Consider the following 14,535-nt stretch of genomic DNA (forward strand, 5'->3'; position numbering starts at 1 on the left):
AAGAAGACCGGTGAGGTGATAGAGAGAATCCTAGGGGTGCGGACGGCGTGTCTTCGAGTCATTGCCCGTTTGATCTGGAGAATGACCCCTCATTTGAGTGGCTAGCCGTCAGACTGCTTGCCACTTGAACGAGTTGCGCCCGCCCCCGCCGCTGTTTTTGCGCCCCCGTTGTCCTTGCCACTCCCGCTGCCAGGCGCTGGCGCCTCGAAGGATTCGAGGGCTTCCAGCACATCCTGGACGCGAGAAATCTCCGTGTTGATGTCTTTGCGGCGGCGTACGAGCAACTCCAGCTCATGCTTACCGTCATCGACCATTCGCTTTGCCTCGTCGGCGGCCTCGGTACGCAAGCGTTCAGCATCGCGTACTGCTGTGGTCTTCTTCGACTCGGCTTCTCGGATCAACCCATCGGCCTTCTTGACCGCGGAGATCCGAACCTTACTTGCCTCGCTGTTCGCGTCCGACAACAGTTGCTTGGCCTTCTTTTCGGCCTCAGCGAGCTGTTCTTCCGCCGCCTTGACGAGCCTATCCGCACGCTCGGCCGCGGACTTGAGCGCCTCACCGGATTCCCGGCGGGCCCGGTCGTGCAACTCCTCGACCTCGCCCTCGATCCGGGTCCGCAACTCTTCGGCCCGCTCTCTTATGGCCGTCGCGTCGCCGCGGGCTTCGGTCAGCATGGTGTTGGCGTCCGTACGCGCCTTCTCCACCAGCCGGTTACTTTCGGCGTTCGCCTCGGCGACGATCCGGTCGGCCTCCTTGCGGGCCACGCCCACCATGGTGTCGGCGCGCTCCTCGGCTTCGGTCGCCGACCGCAGCGCCTCCTCCTGGGCCCCGGCGATGAGTTGGTCGGCCTGCTCGGCCGCCTCGCCGCGGCGCTTGGCCGCCGCCGCCCTGGCCTCGTCCACCGTGCGTTCCGACTCGACCTGTGCCTTGGCGAGCAGGCGCTCCGCCTCTTCCTGGGCGCGCGTTTTGATCTTCTCGGATGCGACGCGGGTGCGCGTGGCGTGCTCCTGTGCCGAGGTGACCGTGGCCGCCGCGTCCGCCCGTAGCCGATCGGCTTCCTTGGTCGCGCCGGCCACCAGCCGGTCCGCCTGCTCGGCGGCCTCGGCCCGGCGCTGGCCCGCGGCCTCGCGCGCCTCGTCCACCGTGCGATCGGCCTCCTGCCGCGCGGCGGCCGTCGTCTCGGCCGCTGCGCGTTGCATCCGCTGGGTCTCGGCGGTCACCTCGGCCCGCAGCCGCTCGGCCTCCTTGGCCGCGTCGCCGACGAGCTTCTCGGATTCCTTCGTCGCCTCGGCGATGAGCCGGTCGGCCTGCTGTGCGGCGTCCGAACGCAGCCGGTTGGCGTCCTGCCTGGCCTCGGCGCGCGATCGCGCGGCATCCTGCTCGGCCGCCGCGAGGGCGTCCGCCGCCTCCGTACGCAACCGCTGGCCCTTGGCGGTGGCGTCGGCGACCAGGCGGTTGGCCTCCTTCGTCGCCTCCGTGACCAACGTATCGACCTGCTGGGCCGCGTTGCTACGAAGCTGGTCGGCCTCCGCGCGGGCCTCGGCGCGCGCTCGTTCCGACTCCTCGATGGCCTCCGAGACCGTGCGCTCGGCGAGCGCCTTGGCGGCGTCGGACTCCTCGCGCGCCTCCCGACGCACCCGCGCCGCGTCGGCGGAGGCCCGCTCCCGCTCGTCGTACGCATCGGCGCGGACCCGGTCCGACTCCCCTTGCGCCTCGGTGCGGGTGCGCTGCGCCGCGTGCTCGGCGGCCGAGCGCAGCCCGGCGATCTCCTGCTCGGCCTGCTCCTGAAGGCCCGCGACCGTGTCCCGTACTTGCTGGGCGGTCTGCTCGGCGGTCGAGACCAGTTCGGTTGCCCGCTGCTCCGCCTCGTCGCTAAGGCGCTGCGCCTCGGCCTGCGCCTCAGCGACCCGCTTACGGGCCGACGCCAGCAGTTCCTCGCTCTGTTCCTGGGCCCGCTCGCGCTCGCGCTGGGCCTCGCTGCGGGCGTCGCCGAGCAGTTCCTCGGCCTCCCGGCGGCGGCGGGCCGCCTCGTCCTGTGCTGCCGACAGCGCCTCGGCCGCTTCGGCGGCAAGCCGCTCGGCCGCCGCCTTCGCCTCGGCCCGTACCCGGTCGGCGCTCTCCTGCGCATCCGTGCGCAGTTGCTCCGCCTCCGCCGCGGCCTCGCTGCGCAGCCGTACCGCAATCGCCTCGCCCTCCGCGCGGGCGCTTGAGGCATCCGCCGACGCCTCGTCCCGCAGCCGCTGGGACTCCGCCTCGGCCTGCTCCTGGAGCGCGCGCAGCCGCTCCACGGACTCGGCGCGCAGCCGCTCCGTCTCCTCGGTCGTCTCGCGGCGCAGCCGCTCGGCCTCGGCACGCGCCTCGCGCAGCGCCTCCTCGGCGGCGCTGACCCGCTGCTCGGCCTCGCTGTGCAGCCGCGTGAGCTCGACCTCGGCCTCGGCACGCCGCTCGGCGGCCGATCGCTCGGCCTCCTCGCGCAGCCGCTGGGCCGCCTCCGCTGCCTCGGACCTGATCTTGCCGGCGCCCTCATCGGCGGCGGCTACCAGGTCCTCGGCCTCGCCCCGGGCGCGCTCCAGGGCCTCCTCGGACTGCTTACGCAGCGCCGCGGCGCGCTCGCTGGCCTCGGTGCGTACCCGCTCGCTCTCGGCGGTCGCGCCGGCCCTGCTCTCGGCGGCGTCCGCCTTGGCCTTGGTGAGCAGCTCCTCGGCGGTCTTGGCCGCCTCCTCGATCTGCTGCACCGCGTCCCGGCGGGCCTCGCCGCGAATCTTCTCGCCCTCGGCGACGGCCTCGGCCCGCAGCTGCTCGGCCTCCCCGCGCAGCCGCCTGGCCTCCTCCTGGAGCTCGACGGTCTTGGCGCGGTACTCCTTGGTGTCGTCCTTGGCCGCGCCCTTGAGCTGCGCCGCGGTGTCGTGCGCCGCCTCCCGCAGCCGGTCCGCCTCGCTCTCCGCCTCGGTCCTGATCCGCTCGGCCTCGGCGGCAGCCGCCTTGGTGGTGGCCTTGGCGTCATCGGCGGCCTTGGTCAGCACGTCCTCGGCCGTACGAGCCGCCTTGGCCAACTGCGCGGCGGCGTCCTCGGCGGCCTCGGCGCGTGCCTTCTCCTGCGCCTCGGCGACCAGGCGTTCGGAGTCGGTACGGGCGTCGTCCCGAAGCTGCTGGGCCTCGGCCTTGAGCGCCTCGGCCTCCTTGGTCGCCTCGCCGACCAGCCGGGCGATCTCCGCCTTCGCGGTGCGGGTGCGTTGCTCGTTGTCCGACTCGGCGGCCGAAAGGCGCGCTGATGCCGCCTCCTTGGCCCCGTTGACCAGCTTGTCGGCCTCGGCGCGCGCCTCGCGCAACGCCGTGTCGGCCTCCTGCATGCGCTGCTCGGCGCCCCGGGTCAACTCGGCGGCCTCGCGGCGGGCCTGCTCGGACTCGGTGGTGGTCGTGGTGCGGAGCTGTTCGGCGTGATCGGTGGCCTCTTGGGCCTGCGTGGACGCGGCGTTCAGCAGCCGTTCGGCATCGGTACGGGCCCGGCGCAAGATCGCATCCGCCTCCGAGCGGGCGCTCTCCACCTCCGAGTTGAGCCGTTCCCTGGCCTGCTCGGCCAGTCGCTGCGCCTCGGTGCGCGCAGAGGCGAGCGCCTGCTCGGCCTCGGCCCGCGACTCATCGAGAAGCCGCCTGGCCTGCGCCTCGCTGCGAGCTCGCAGTTGCTCCGCCCACGCCACGTTCTCGTTGACGTGGGACTCGACGGTCGCGCGCCGCTCCGCCAGCTCCTCATCGAGACGCTGGCGGCGGGCGACCGCCTCGGAGTGCAACTCGGCCTCAAGGCGCGACTGCCGCTCGGCCTGCTCTTGCAGGAGCCGCTGGGTCTGCGCGCGCACATCGCGCAGTTCGCGCTCGGCGTCCGCACGGAGCTGATCGGCCTGTGCCTGGGCGTTGCGCAGGAGCTGTTCGGCTTGGTAGCCGAGATCAGCGGTGTCGTACGCGGGCCGGGACGCGATGGTGCGGCGCGCCTCGTGCAGCTTGGCGCGCAGGACTTCCACCTGATAGCCGAGGTCGTCGGCGTGCTGGACGGCCTTCTCCCGCTCGGTCTTCAGCCGTTCCATCTCGGCTTCGAACTGCGAAAGGTGATCGTCAGGCTCGTAGCGGTCGTAGCCCCGCACTGCGCGGTCCCATCCGTCCCCTGGTCGCGTCGGTGGCCTGCCCCGCCCCGCGTGCTGGGTGGTGCCCGGAGCTGGCCCTTCCGAAGAAATGGTGTCAGATCATCGGCATGACATGGGCCGAGCCCCCAACCCGCACCCCGGCCAAGCCTGCACTCTACCGGCCGGGGAAGGGGTGAGTCAGTGTTCGGTCTGGCCAGGAGATGCGGAGGTGACTAGTTCTGTCAGTACACCGTGGCAGTCCTTGGGGTGCAAAAACGTGATCCGTGAGTCCATCGAGCCGCGGCGCGGCTGCTCGTACAGTACGCGGACGCCCTTGTCGCGGATGTCCGCCGCGTCCGTGTCCACATCGGCGGTCCCGAAGGCGATGTGATGCACGCCCTCGCCGTTCTTCGCCAGCCACTTGCCGACCGCGGAGTCCTCGCGGGTCGGTTCGAGGAGTTGGAGGTAGGACGCGCCGCCATCGGACGTCTCGTTGATCTTGAGCATGGCCTCGCGTACGCCCTGCTCCTCGTTGACCTCGGAGTGGAACACCTCGAACCCGTACGTGGCACGGTAGAACTCGACGGTCTTGTCGAGGTCGAAGCAGGCGATCCCGATGTGGTCGATTCTCGTCAGCATTACCCCAGTGCACCGCTCGCACAGCCGGTTACGCAACGTGCCAGCGATCACACCTTCGGGCCGGTGACCTGTCGGGTACCGCTCAGTACATTGACGGAAACCCTCGTTAACATCCCTGACGCTTGCGAAGAGGCCGCACCATGACTGGAACGACCGACACCACCTCTGTGATCGTCGCGGGCGCCCGTACGCCCCAGGGCCGCCTCCTTGGCTCGCTGCGCACCTTCTCCGGAGCCGACCTCGGTGGCGTGGCCATCAAGGCCGCGCTCGACCGCGCCGGCATCGGCGGTGACCAGGTGCAATACGTAATCATGGGCCAGGTGCTCCAGGCCGGCGCCGGCCAGATCCCGGCCCGACAGGCGGCCGTGAAGGCGGGCATCCCGATGAGCGTTCCCGCGCTCACCATCAACAAGGTCTGCCTCTCCGGGCTCAATGCGATCGCGCTCGCCGACCAGCTCATCCGCGCCGGGGAGTTCGACATCATCGTGGCGGGCGGCCAGGAGTCGATGACCAACGCGCCGCACGCGCTGCCCAAGTCCCGCGAGGGTTTCAAATACGGCGCTGTTCAAATGCTGGACACGATGGCCCACGACGGCCTCGTTGACGCGTACGACAACATCCCGATGGGGGAGTCCACCGAGCAGCACAACACGCGCCTTGGCATCGGCCGCGCCGAGCAGGACGAGATATCCGCCCGGTCGCACCAGCGGGCCGCAGCGGCGCAGAAGAACGGCTTGTTCGAGGCCGAGATCACCCCCGTGGAGATCCCGCAGCGCAAGGGTGAGCCGGTGGTCTTCAGCCAGGACGAGGGTATTCGCAGCGACACCACCGTCGAAGGTCTGGCCAAACTTCGCCCAGCGTTCACCAAGGACGGCACCATTACCGCCGGCAGCTCGTCGCAGATCTCCGATGGCGCCGCGGCCGTCGTCGTGATGAGCCGGGCCAAGGCCGAGGAGCTGGGCCTGGAATGGATCGCCGAGATCGGCGCCCACGGCAATGTCGCGGGCCCGGACAACGCGCTTCAGTCGCAGCCGTCGAATGCCATCAACCACGCCCTCGGCAAGGAGGGTCTGACCGCCGCGGACCTCGATCTGGTCGAGATCAACGAGGCGTTCGCATCGGTCACCTTCCAGTCAATGAAGGACCTGGGAGTTTCCGCCGAAAAGGTGAACGTGAATGGTGGCGCCATTGCCCTTGGCCATCCGATCGGCATGTCCGGTGCCCGGCTGGTGCTGCACCTGGCCCTCGAACTCAAGCGGCGCGGCGGTGGCGTGGGCGCGGCGGCGCTGTGTGGCGGTGGCGGTCAGGGCGATGCGCTGATCCTTCGCGTCCCGAAGAGGTAATCGGGGTCAGCCAGATTCGCGGCCGGTCCCCTCGGCCGACCCGGCCCGTACAAGCAGAAGGAGAGCGGCACGATGGTGGACGTCCCTGACCTGGTAGAGCAAGCGAGGCAGGGCAAGCCGCGCGCGGTGGCCCGGCTGATCTCCCTGGTGGAAGGGGCCTCCCCGCAACTGCGTGAGGTGATGGCGGCGCTGGCGCCGCTCACCGGTGGCGCCTACGTGGTGGGCCTGACCGGCTCGCCCGGGGTCGGCAAGTCCACCTCGACCTCGGCGCTGGTCACCGCGTACCGCAAGATCGGCAAGCGGGTCGGGGTGCTGGCCGTCGATCCGTCGTCGCCGTTCTCCGGCGGCGCGCTGCTCGGCGACCGGGTGCGGATGAGCGACCACGCGTCCGACCCCGGCGTCTACATCCGGTCCATGGCCACCCGCGGCCACCTCGGCGGTCTGGCCTGGTCCGCGCCGCAGGCCATCCGGGTGCTGGACGCGGCGGGCTGCGAGGTGATCCTCGTGGAGACCGTGGGCGTCGGCCAGTCGGAGGTGGAGATCGCCTCCCAGGCCGATACCAGCGTGGTTCTGCTCGCGCCCGGCATGGGGGACGGCATCCAGGCGGCGAAGGCCGGAATCCTGGAGATTGGCGATGTGTACGTGGTCAACAAGGCCGACCGCGATGGCGCCGACGCCACCGTCAGGGAGCTGAACCACATGCTCGGCCTCGGCGAGGCCCGCGCCGCCGGTGACTGGCGGCCCCCGATCGTCAAGACCATCGCGGCTCGCGCGCAGGGCGTGGACGAGGTCGTGGAGGCGCTGGAGAAGCACCGCGCGTGGATGGAGGAGCGGGGCGTCCTCGCCGAGCGGCGGCGCGCACGCGCCGCCCACGAGGTGGAGACGATCGCGGTCACGGCACTGCGTGAGCGGATCGGCGATCTACGCGGCGACCGGCGCTTGGGCGCCCTCGCCGAGCGCATCGCCCGGGGCGAGTTGGACCCGTACGCGGCGGCGGACGAACTGATCGCGGGCATCACGAAGGGATAGCGGGTAGCCCCCGGGGGCTACTGGGTGTGGTGCCGGGCGAGCTGCGTGGCAGCTCGCCCGGCACCGGTGAATCGGCTGCCCGGCCATCAGACGGGGGACTGTCAGCCGTGGCCTGCCGATGGTCCGCGGTGGGCGATCAGTCGTTGTCGCCGCTGTTGTCGCTAACACTGCTAACACTGTCAACGCCGTCAACACTGTCAACACTGTCAACACTGTCGCTAACGCTGTTGCTGGCGCTGTCATCGTCGTCGTACGCGTCGTCGTGGTCCTCCGGGTGCTGTGACACCTTCCCGGACGCCAGGTCCACGCGCAGTTCGTGCTTCTTGCCGTCCTTGTCGAGGACATCCACGTCCCAGGCCGTCACCCTGTCATCGTCATCGAGCTCCGCCGATGTCACCGTGCCCGGCACGGTCCGTAGGGCATCGTCCGCGGCCTCGGCGGCGGAGACCTTCGCCCGCTGCAAACCGTCCTTGAGCGCGGCGGCGTCGTCCTCGTGGGCAACGTGCTGGTGCAGCACCCTCGCGGTGTTGGCGTCGAGCGTCAGGTCGTGCCAGCGGCCGTCCTTGCCGTAGAGGTCCACGTCCCAGACGGCGCGGGCGCCGTCGTCGGCGTCGAGGTCGATGGAGACCACGGCGCCGGGCGTCGCCTTCAGCGCGGCATCCACCGCCGCACGCACGGTCACCCGAGCGTCCCGCTGGGCCTTATCCTCGGCTGCATCCTCGCGCCGGTCGGCTGCGTCCTCTGTGCTGTCCTCCGCGTCGTCCGTACCGTCGTCGTCCCCGTCGTCGCCATCGGCGCGTTCGCTGTGGGCCCCGTCGTCCCCGCGGTCCTCGTCACCGGCCGCCTGGTCGTCCCCATCGGCTTGGTCGCCGCCATCGCCGCCATCGCCGCCATCACTGCCATCGGCGCCGTCGTCATCTGCGTGGTCGGTGTCGGCGGCCTGTGACTGGCGGGCGGGCCCGCCGTCGCCGTCGCCGGTGAAGGCGACCGCGGAGGCCGTGCCGCCGCCGATCAGGGCCGCTGCCGCGACGGTTGCGATGACGAGGTTGCGCTTCATGAGTGCCTCCTGATGAAACGGGTGGAGCTGGGTCGATCCGTTGACGTGTCCCACGCTGACGGAGCGACGCTGAAGAGAACCTGAAGCCGGCTGAAGGGATCTTCAGGTTCGGTTTGCGAGGCTGTGCGCATGCGCCTGTTGATCGTGGAGGACGAGAAGCGGCTTGCTCTGTCGTTGGCCAAGGGTCTGACGGCGGAGGGTTTCGCCGTGGATGTGGTGCACGACGGGGTCAGCGGGCTGCACCGGGCGAGCGAGGGCGCGTACGACCTGGTCGTCCTCGACATCATGCTGCCCGGCATGAACGGCTACCGGATCTGCGCCGCACTGCGCGCCGCTGGCCACGAGGTGCCGATCTTGATGTTGACCGCCAAGGACGGCGAATACGACGAGGCCGAGGGGCTCGACACCGGCGCGGACGACTACCTGACCAAGCCCTTTTCCTACGTCGTGCTGCTCGCGCGGGTACGGGCGCTGCTGCGCCGCCGGGGCACCGGGGCCTCACCCGTGCTGCGAGTGGGTGCGCTGTCCGTGGACCGGGCCGCGCGCCGCGTGGAGCGCGACGGCACCGAAATAGCGCTCACCGCCCGGGAGTTCTCGGTCCTTGAACAACTAGCCGTCAGAGCGGGCGAGGTGGTCTCCAAGGCGGACATCCTGGAGCACGTATGGGACTTCGCGTACGAGGGAGACCCGAACATCGTGGAGGTCTACATCAGCGCGCTGCGCCGCAAGCTCGGTAGCGGGCTCATCGACACCGTGCGCGGCGCCGGGTACCGGCTGGTGGCCCGTGCCTAGAGCGCTGCGCGGGGCGCTGGGGTCGGTCCGGGCGCGCGCTGCGCTCGGGGCCAGCGTGGTGGTGGCCCTGGCGTTGGTGGTGGCTGGTTTCGTACTGCTCGCGGTGCTCCGGGACAACCTGCGGGAACAGGCCAATCTCCAGGCCGATGTGCACGCGCGAGAGGTCGCGGCACGCCTTGCGACCGGCGCCGCCTTGGAGCTCGACGACGATCCGCCGGTGCAGGTCGTGGATGAGGACGGCCGGGTACGGGCCGTCAGCGAGGACCTCACCCACATCACCGGCACCGGCACCGGCTCGGTGCGGATCACCGCGCCGCCCAAGCGCTCCACCATGACCGAAACCCCCACGCCCAAGCAAAAACGCGCCCCCACCTCGACGCCCACGCCCACCCGCGGCGCGGAAACCGAAGGCCATGCCGATGGTGACAGGGACGGTGACAGCGACAGCGACAGCGACGGTGCGGGGGACGGCGACACCGACAGCACCGACAGCACCGACAGCACTGACAGCCCCGATGAAGGACCCGACCTGGGTGACCCCGATAACGCCGACGGCAGTGACGACACGGACAACAGTGGTGACACCGATACCCGTGATGACACTGATAACAGCGGCGAAGCCGACGACCCACAGGACGCTGTGGAGGAGGCCGCCGAAGAGGCCGCGGAGGACGCCGCCGAGGCGGTAGAGCGAGGCGAGGCGCCCCAGCAACCGTTGGCTCGGCAGGGCGAGATTCGCGATGAGGCCACTTACCACGAGGGCTCCGCGACAGTGGATGCCGAGCGGCGGGACTACCGGTTCGCCGCCGTGCGCGTGAGCACCCCGGCCGACGAGTCGATGACCGTCTACGCGGGTTCGCCGCTGGACACCGAGCGCGATGCGGTCGGCACGGTGCGGCGCGCCATGCTGATCGGGCTGCCGGTGCTGCTCGTGGTGGTGGCGGCGGTGACCTGGCTGGTGACCCGGCGCGCGCTCCGCCCGGTGGAGGGCATTCGGCGCGAGCTGGCGGCCATCACCGCGAGCACCGATCTGACTCGGCGGGTGCCCGAACCACAGGCCAGGGACGAGGTGGCCCGCCTCGCGGTGACCACTAACGAGACGCTGACCGCGCTGGAGAGCTCGGTGGAGCGGCAGCGCCGCTTCGTCGCCGACGCCTCGCACGAGTTGCGCAGCCCGATCGCCAGCCTGCGTACCCAACTGGAGGTGGGCGTGGCGCATCCGGAGCTTTTGGACGCCGAGGGTGCCGTGGCGGATGTGGTGCGATTGCAGCACCTCGCGGCGGATCTGCTGTTGCTTGCCAGGTTGGACGCGGGAGAGCGGCCGATGGCGGGCCGGGTGCCGCTGGTGGACCTGGTACGCGACGCCCTTGCCCAGCGGACGGGCGACCGGATCGCGGTGCGTGTCGGGGAACTGGCCGACGTGGAGGTCAGCGGCTCGCGCGGGCAGCTCGCCCGGGTCCTTGGCAACCTCCTCGACAACGCGGAGCGGCACGCCGATGGCGCGGTTGAGGTCACGGTGCGCTCGGTCCAGGGCGAGGGCGGCGACTGGGTGGTGCTGGCCGTCACCGACGATGGGGCTGGGGTGCCGGAGGCCGAACGGGAGCGGATCTTCGAGCGCTTCGTGCGGCTGGACGACGCGCGCAGCCGCGACGAGGGCGGGGCGGGGCTCGGGCTCGCGATCGCGCGCGATGTGCTGGCGCGGCACGGAGGCACCCTGACCGTCCGGGACGCCGCCGCGGGCGGAGCGTGCTTCGAGGCGCGGCTACCGCGGAGCGGACCCGCGTAGGCGGCAGCCCGTACGGCGCCCGCGTGCGCCCGCGCGACCTCGCGTGCACCAGGGCGCCCGGCGGGGCCAACTGCGTCGTGGGCCCCGGCAGGCGCCCCGGGCTCCGGCCGGTCGCGTAGGCTCCGGCCGGTCGTCGTGGGCCCGCTCGTCGTCTACCGATGGGCGCCGTGCGTCAGCCGGTACGCGTAGGCCGGCGTACGTCAGCCGATCTTCCGGCGCGTCCGCAGATGGTCCGCGACGGGTGCCAGCGAGCCGTAAAGCGCGTTGATCCCCTGGGTGCCCAGCAGATCGATGAAGTGCTGCCGTACCGAGGCGACATGATGCGGGGCGACCTCGCGCATGGTTTCCCAACCGCGGTCGGTGAGCACCGCGTACAGCCCACGCCGGTCCGACTCGCAGTTCTCGCGGCGGACCAGGCCCGTGGTCTCCATGCGGGTGATCTGATGTGAGAGGCGGCTCTTGGACTGCAAGGTTGCGGCGGCGAGGTCGCTCATCCGCATCCTGTGATCCTCGGACTCCGAGAGGTTCACCAGGATCTCGTAGTCGTTGTTCGTCAGCCCGAACGGTTGCAAATCGCGTTCGAGCTGATGCATGAGCAGACGGCTGACGTCCAGGTGGGCGCGCCAGGCGCGCTGTTCCTCGTCGTTGAGCCAGTTCGTGCCGTTCTCGGTCTCCATGTGATTGATTCTACCTAAAGAAGTTGAATTCTGAACCAATGGATGTATGCGGCTGCTAGAGGTCACGCGTTCGACGTTACACTCCGCAGGCTACCGATCACGAACCGGTACCCCTGCCTGGTGGGGAGAGGCCCCGGTGGCGATCTCGGCCATAAGTTGCTCGGTCGATTGGAGCAGTACAGTACCCGCGCCGACGAACTCGAACTGATGCTCTTCGCCGGACGCCCCGCCGATTCCGGTGTGCGCCCGGACGCCGCCCAGAAAGCCGCTCAGATACTGGTGGTCGTAGTGATGGCAGGGTGTAGGGCAATCCGCCCAGCCCACCAGCGCCTGCGGATCGACGCGGATAGGCGGTTCGACGAAGAACACCGGGCCGTTCGAGGCCGCCACAAACGTGCCCGTGCCGATCAGTGTCACAAACCCGGGCACGATCGACTGCTTCAGCGCCAGGGACGGCTGAAAGGCGAGCAGATTGCCGGAGCGCACCGTCAAATTGCCGTCGTCCAGATCGTACGAGTTGACGTCAAAGGCCCGGTCGGCGAGGACCATCTTTCCCCGGCCCTCGGCCACCACCCAGTCCGCCGCGTGCAGCGGCGAATGGAAGCTTCTGGCGATGAGCCGGTCCAACCGGCCGAGCCCCACCCCCTGGAAGTCGATCTCGCCGTAGTAGGCGATCATCTTTCCCTTTTGAAGGAACCACTGGCCGTCGAGCGCCACACTGAAGGCGTACGGGTTCACGTTGTCGCTTGGGGGCAGCGAGTGCGCATCGAAGACGACGGGACCGGTCACAGCTTCTCCTCGGACGCCTGGACGTACACCGTGCCGGTGCCTGACAGGGCGAGTTGGAACCCCTCGCCCGAGCCGCGGCCGACCAGTTCGCGCCAGCCGAGCGCGGTGGACAGCTTGTTGCGGACCTGGCCGCGGTGGGCCACGTACGCCTGCGGATCGACGTGCACATCGCGGCCCGGGGTGATCGGCAACTCGATCACCCCGCCGTGCGCCATCACCGCCACCGAGCCATGCCCCTCAAGGGTGGTGGTGAACAGGCCCTGCCCGCTGACCTGGCCGCGCACTATGCCCATCACGCCGCCCTGCGACCCCATGAACATCGTGCCCTGGCGCAGCGTGCCGTCGAACGCGAGCAGCCGGTCCGCCTCCACGTACAGCGTGTCGCCGGTCAGGTCGATCACCTGCACATGGTGGCCGCCGTGCCCGAACATCACCGAGCCACTGCCCTCCACCGTCATCAGCGGTGTCGCCTCGTTCGCCACCCGGCGCCCGATCATCGACATCACGCCGCCTTGGCCGCCGGTGATGCTGGGCGTGAAGGACACCTCGCCCCGATAGGCGAGCATCGCGCCGCGCTGGCTGAACAGCTTCTGCCCGGGGTCGATCTTGATCTCGACCATCCGCGAGTTGAGCACCGTGAACGCCATCAGACCTCCCCGCCGATCGTGTTGCGCTCGCTGGGTTGTACGTACACCAGGCCCTCGCCCTCGAAGCGGATCTGGAACGCCTCCCCGGAGCCCTCGCCTATCAAACTGCGGAAGTTCACGCCCGACTGGAAGTGCTGTTGGAGTCGGCCGGTGTGCGCGACGTATGCGCCCGGGTCAACACGCAGTGGGTAGTCGGGCGTCACGCGCAGCACGACCGCCTGTCCGTCCGAGGTGATCGCTGCTTGCCCGCTGCCCTCGACGGTCGTGGTGAACAGGCCGTTGCCCTGCGAGGCGCCGCGCAGCCCGGTGAACGTGGTGCCCGTGCGAAGCGCGTCGTCCGTGCACAGCAGGTTGCTCGATTCGACGTACAGCTTTTCGCCGTGCAGCGTGACCAGGTTGATCTCGCTGGCCCGGTCGGCGAAGTAACAGGTGCCGTGCCCCTTGACCTCCATGACCTCCATTTGTTCGCCCGTGAGCCGCCGGGTGACCATCCCCCGTAGACCCTCTCCGCCACCGGTCTTCTTCTTGAAGGTCATCTCGCCGTCGTACGCCACCATCGAGCCGTTCTTGGCCTTGACGGCGTCGCCGGTTATCTCGACGGCGAGGACCTTGCTCCCGTGGAGCCGAAAGTGAGCCACGCGCCCGACGCTATCGCTCGCGTCGGGTGTCGCACAGGTCTCACCGGCCGGCCACCCACCAGACGTATCGCTGGGTGTTCTCGTCGGGCGCCTCGTCGGACGTCGCGTTTCACCGTCCGTGGTGGGGCGGGGGCGTGCGGTGCGCGTTCGGGGGACGGGGTGTGGCGGGACGCGCCGTGGGGGGATGGCCGAGAGGCGTCGAACACCGGCCGGGTCGTTGACCCCCGGGCATTGATCACCGGCGTAACTGTCACAATGGCAGAGCTTGTGAAGACGGGCACAAGGGGTGCCCGTTCCCGCCCTCTCACCGAAGGTGCCCCCCGTGGACCTCAAGACCGCATCCGCTTTGCGCCGGCTCCGACTGGTCTCCGTGCCGGAGGCCGTTTCCTTCTTGATCCTCGCCACGTGCTCGGTCCTCAAGCGCACGACGGACTTCAACGCCGTGCCGGTCATGGGCCCGGTGCACGGCATGCTGTTCGTGGTGTACGTGATCTTTTGGGCCGAGGCGTGGAAGCGCACCCAGTGGACGCGCGGCACCGCCGCCCTGTACTTCGCAGCCTCCGTGGTGCCCCTCGGCGGCTTCTTCGCCGAGCGCAAGCTCAAGCAGGAGGCCGAGGCCGGGGTCATCGCCGCCCGCGCCCGCAAGGAAGGGATCGTCAACGCGTGATCGTCGCCTTCTCCATCACCCCGCTCGGCGTCGGCGAGGACGTCGGTGCGTACGTCGCCGACGCCGTACGGGTGGTGCGCGAATCGGGCCTGCCCCATCGCACGGACGCGATGTTCACGTCCATCGAAGGAGAGTGGAACGAGGTCATGGACGTCGTGCGGCGGGCCGTGGCCGCGGTCGAGGCACAAGCCCCGCGAGTCAGTCTGGTGCTGAAGGCCGACATCAGGCCCGGGGTCGTGGACGGGCTGACCTCCAAGGTGGAGACCATCGAACGGCACTTGGCCGAGAGCTGACCCGCACTGGCCGAATGCGCCGTCAGATGTCCGACCTGAGCACGAGGTAAGGCATGCCTAACG

At 70.0% G+C, this 14,535-nt stretch carries 13 protein-coding genes; 6 read left to right on the top strand and 7 right to left on the bottom strand.

Going from position 1 to position 14,535, the window contains the following annotated elements; all coding sequences use genetic code 11:
• Positions 1-101 precede the first annotated feature (101 nt).
• Together scy and mce are read right to left on the bottom strand one after the other, a co-directional pair.
• Positions 102-4,136 (bottom strand): polarized growth protein Scy, encoded by a 4,035-nt coding sequence (scy, locus tag FHS42_RS13595; RefSeq protein WP_184572459.1) that lies wholly within the window; start codon positions 4,134-4,136, stop codon positions 102-104.
• A 177-nt stretch (positions 4,137-4,313) separates the two neighbouring features.
• Positions 4,314-4,754, bottom strand: coding sequence for a methylmalonyl-CoA epimerase (gene mce, locus FHS42_RS13600; protein ID WP_184572460.1), 441 nt, complete (start codon positions 4,752-4,754; stop codon positions 4,314-4,316).
• A gap of 140 nt (positions 4,755-4,894) precedes the next feature.
• On the opposite strand from mce, the gene FHS42_RS13605 reads away from it, so the two are divergent.
• Together FHS42_RS13605 and meaB are read left to right on the top strand one after the other, a co-directional pair.
• The gene (locus FHS42_RS13605; protein ID WP_184572461.1) at positions 4,895-6,097 is read left to right on the top strand and encodes an acetyl-CoA C-acetyltransferase; all 1,203 of its coding nucleotides are present in this window, start codon (positions 4,895-4,897) and stop codon (positions 6,095-6,097) included.
• A gap of 72 nt (positions 6,098-6,169) precedes the next feature.
• On the top strand, positions 6,170-7,126 hold the full coding sequence (gene meaB, locus FHS42_RS13610; RefSeq protein WP_184572462.1) for a methylmalonyl Co-A mutase-associated GTPase MeaB: 957 nt from the start codon (positions 6,170-6,172) through the stop codon (positions 7,124-7,126).
• A 136-nt stretch (positions 7,127-7,262) separates the two neighbouring features.
• On the opposite strand, the gene FHS42_RS13615 is transcribed toward meaB, so the two are convergent.
• Positions 7,263-8,183, bottom strand: a complete 921-nt coding sequence (locus FHS42_RS13615) for a PepSY domain-containing protein (protein ID WP_184572463.1) — start codon at positions 8,181-8,183, stop codon at positions 7,263-7,265.
• 129 nt (positions 8,184-8,312) lie between these two features.
• On the opposite strand from FHS42_RS13615, the gene FHS42_RS13620 reads away from it, so the two are divergent.
• Together FHS42_RS13620 and FHS42_RS13625 are read left to right on the top strand one after the other, a co-directional pair.
• Entirely contained in the window at positions 8,313-8,975 is a 663-nt protein-coding gene (locus tag FHS42_RS13620) for a response regulator transcription factor (protein ID WP_184572464.1), read from the top strand.
• Between the two features lie 529 nt (positions 8,976-9,504).
• A complete protein-coding gene (locus FHS42_RS13625; RefSeq protein WP_446696879.1) occupies positions 9,505-10,761 on the top strand; it encodes a sensor histidine kinase in 1,257 nt (418 codons plus the stop codon).
• A gap of 200 nt (positions 10,762-10,961) precedes the next feature.
• Here FHS42_RS13625 and FHS42_RS13630 read toward each other — a convergent pair whose 3' ends face one another.
• From FHS42_RS13630 to FHS42_RS13645, 4 genes are all read right to left on the bottom strand, one after another.
• Positions 10,962-11,438, bottom strand: a complete 477-nt coding sequence (locus tag FHS42_RS13630; protein WP_184572465.1) for a MarR family winged helix-turn-helix transcriptional regulator — start codon at positions 11,436-11,438, stop codon at positions 10,962-10,964.
• A gap of 90 nt (positions 11,439-11,528) precedes the next feature.
• Positions 11,529-12,227: an AIM24 family protein gene (locus tag FHS42_RS13635; RefSeq protein WP_184572466.1), complete on the bottom strand. Its 699-nt coding sequence runs from the start codon at positions 12,225-12,227 to the stop codon at positions 11,529-11,531.
• A complete protein-coding gene (locus FHS42_RS13640; protein ID WP_184572467.1) occupies positions 12,224-12,874 on the bottom strand; it encodes an AIM24 family protein in 651 nt (216 codons plus the stop codon). Before FHS42_RS13640 ends, FHS42_RS13635 begins: the two co-directional genes overlap by 4 nt.
• On the bottom strand, positions 12,874-13,512 hold the full coding sequence (locus FHS42_RS13645; RefSeq protein WP_184572468.1) for an AIM24 family protein: 639 nt from the start codon (positions 13,510-13,512) through the stop codon (positions 12,874-12,876). The genes FHS42_RS13640 and FHS42_RS13645 overlap by 1 nt, the downstream gene beginning before the upstream one ends.
• A gap of 322 nt (positions 13,513-13,834) precedes the next feature.
• On the opposite strand from FHS42_RS13645, the gene FHS42_RS13650 reads away from it, so the two are divergent.
• Both FHS42_RS13650 and FHS42_RS13655 read left to right on the top strand, forming a co-directional pair.
• Entirely contained in the window at positions 13,835-14,179 is a 345-nt protein-coding gene (locus FHS42_RS13650; protein ID WP_184572469.1) for a DUF3817 domain-containing protein, read from the top strand.
• Entirely contained in the window at positions 14,176-14,472 is a 297-nt protein-coding gene (locus FHS42_RS13655) for an MTH1187 family thiamine-binding protein (RefSeq protein WP_184572470.1), read from the top strand. The genes FHS42_RS13650 and FHS42_RS13655 overlap by 4 nt, the downstream gene beginning before the upstream one ends.
• The last annotated feature ends 63 nt before the right edge of the window (positions 14,473-14,535 follow it).

Origin of the sequence: Streptomyces zagrosensis, from assembly GCF_014203645.1 — a bacterium.
Taxonomy (GTDB): domain Bacteria; phylum Actinomycetota; class Actinomycetes; order Streptomycetales; family Streptomycetaceae; genus Streptomyces; species Streptomyces zagrosensis.

Excerpts from the sequence above, each read along its gene's own strand:
- mce (WP_184572460.1), bottom strand. The coding sequence starts at position 4,754 with ATGCTGACGAGAATCGACCACATCGGGATCGCCTGCTTCGACCTCGAC.
- FHS42_RS13605 (WP_184572461.1), top strand. The coding sequence starts at position 4,895 with ATGACTGGAACGACCGACACCACCTCTGTGATCGTCGCGGGCGCCCGT.
- meaB (WP_184572462.1), top strand. The coding sequence starts at position 6,170 with ATGGTGGACGTCCCTGACCTGGTAGAGCAAGCGAGGCAGGGCAAGCCG.
- FHS42_RS13615 (WP_184572463.1), bottom strand. The coding sequence starts at position 8,183 with ATGAAGCGCAACCTCGTCATCGCAACCGTCGCGGCAGCGGCCCTGATC.
- FHS42_RS13620 (WP_184572464.1), top strand. The coding sequence starts at position 8,313 with ATGCGCCTGTTGATCGTGGAGGACGAGAAGCGGCTTGCTCTGTCGTTG.
- FHS42_RS13630 (WP_184572465.1), bottom strand. The coding sequence starts at position 11,438 with ATGGAGACCGAGAACGGCACGAACTGGCTCAACGACGAGGAACAGCGC.
- FHS42_RS13640 (WP_184572467.1), bottom strand. The coding sequence starts at position 12,874 with ATGGCGTTCACGGTGCTCAACTCGCGGATGGTCGAGATCAAGATCGAC.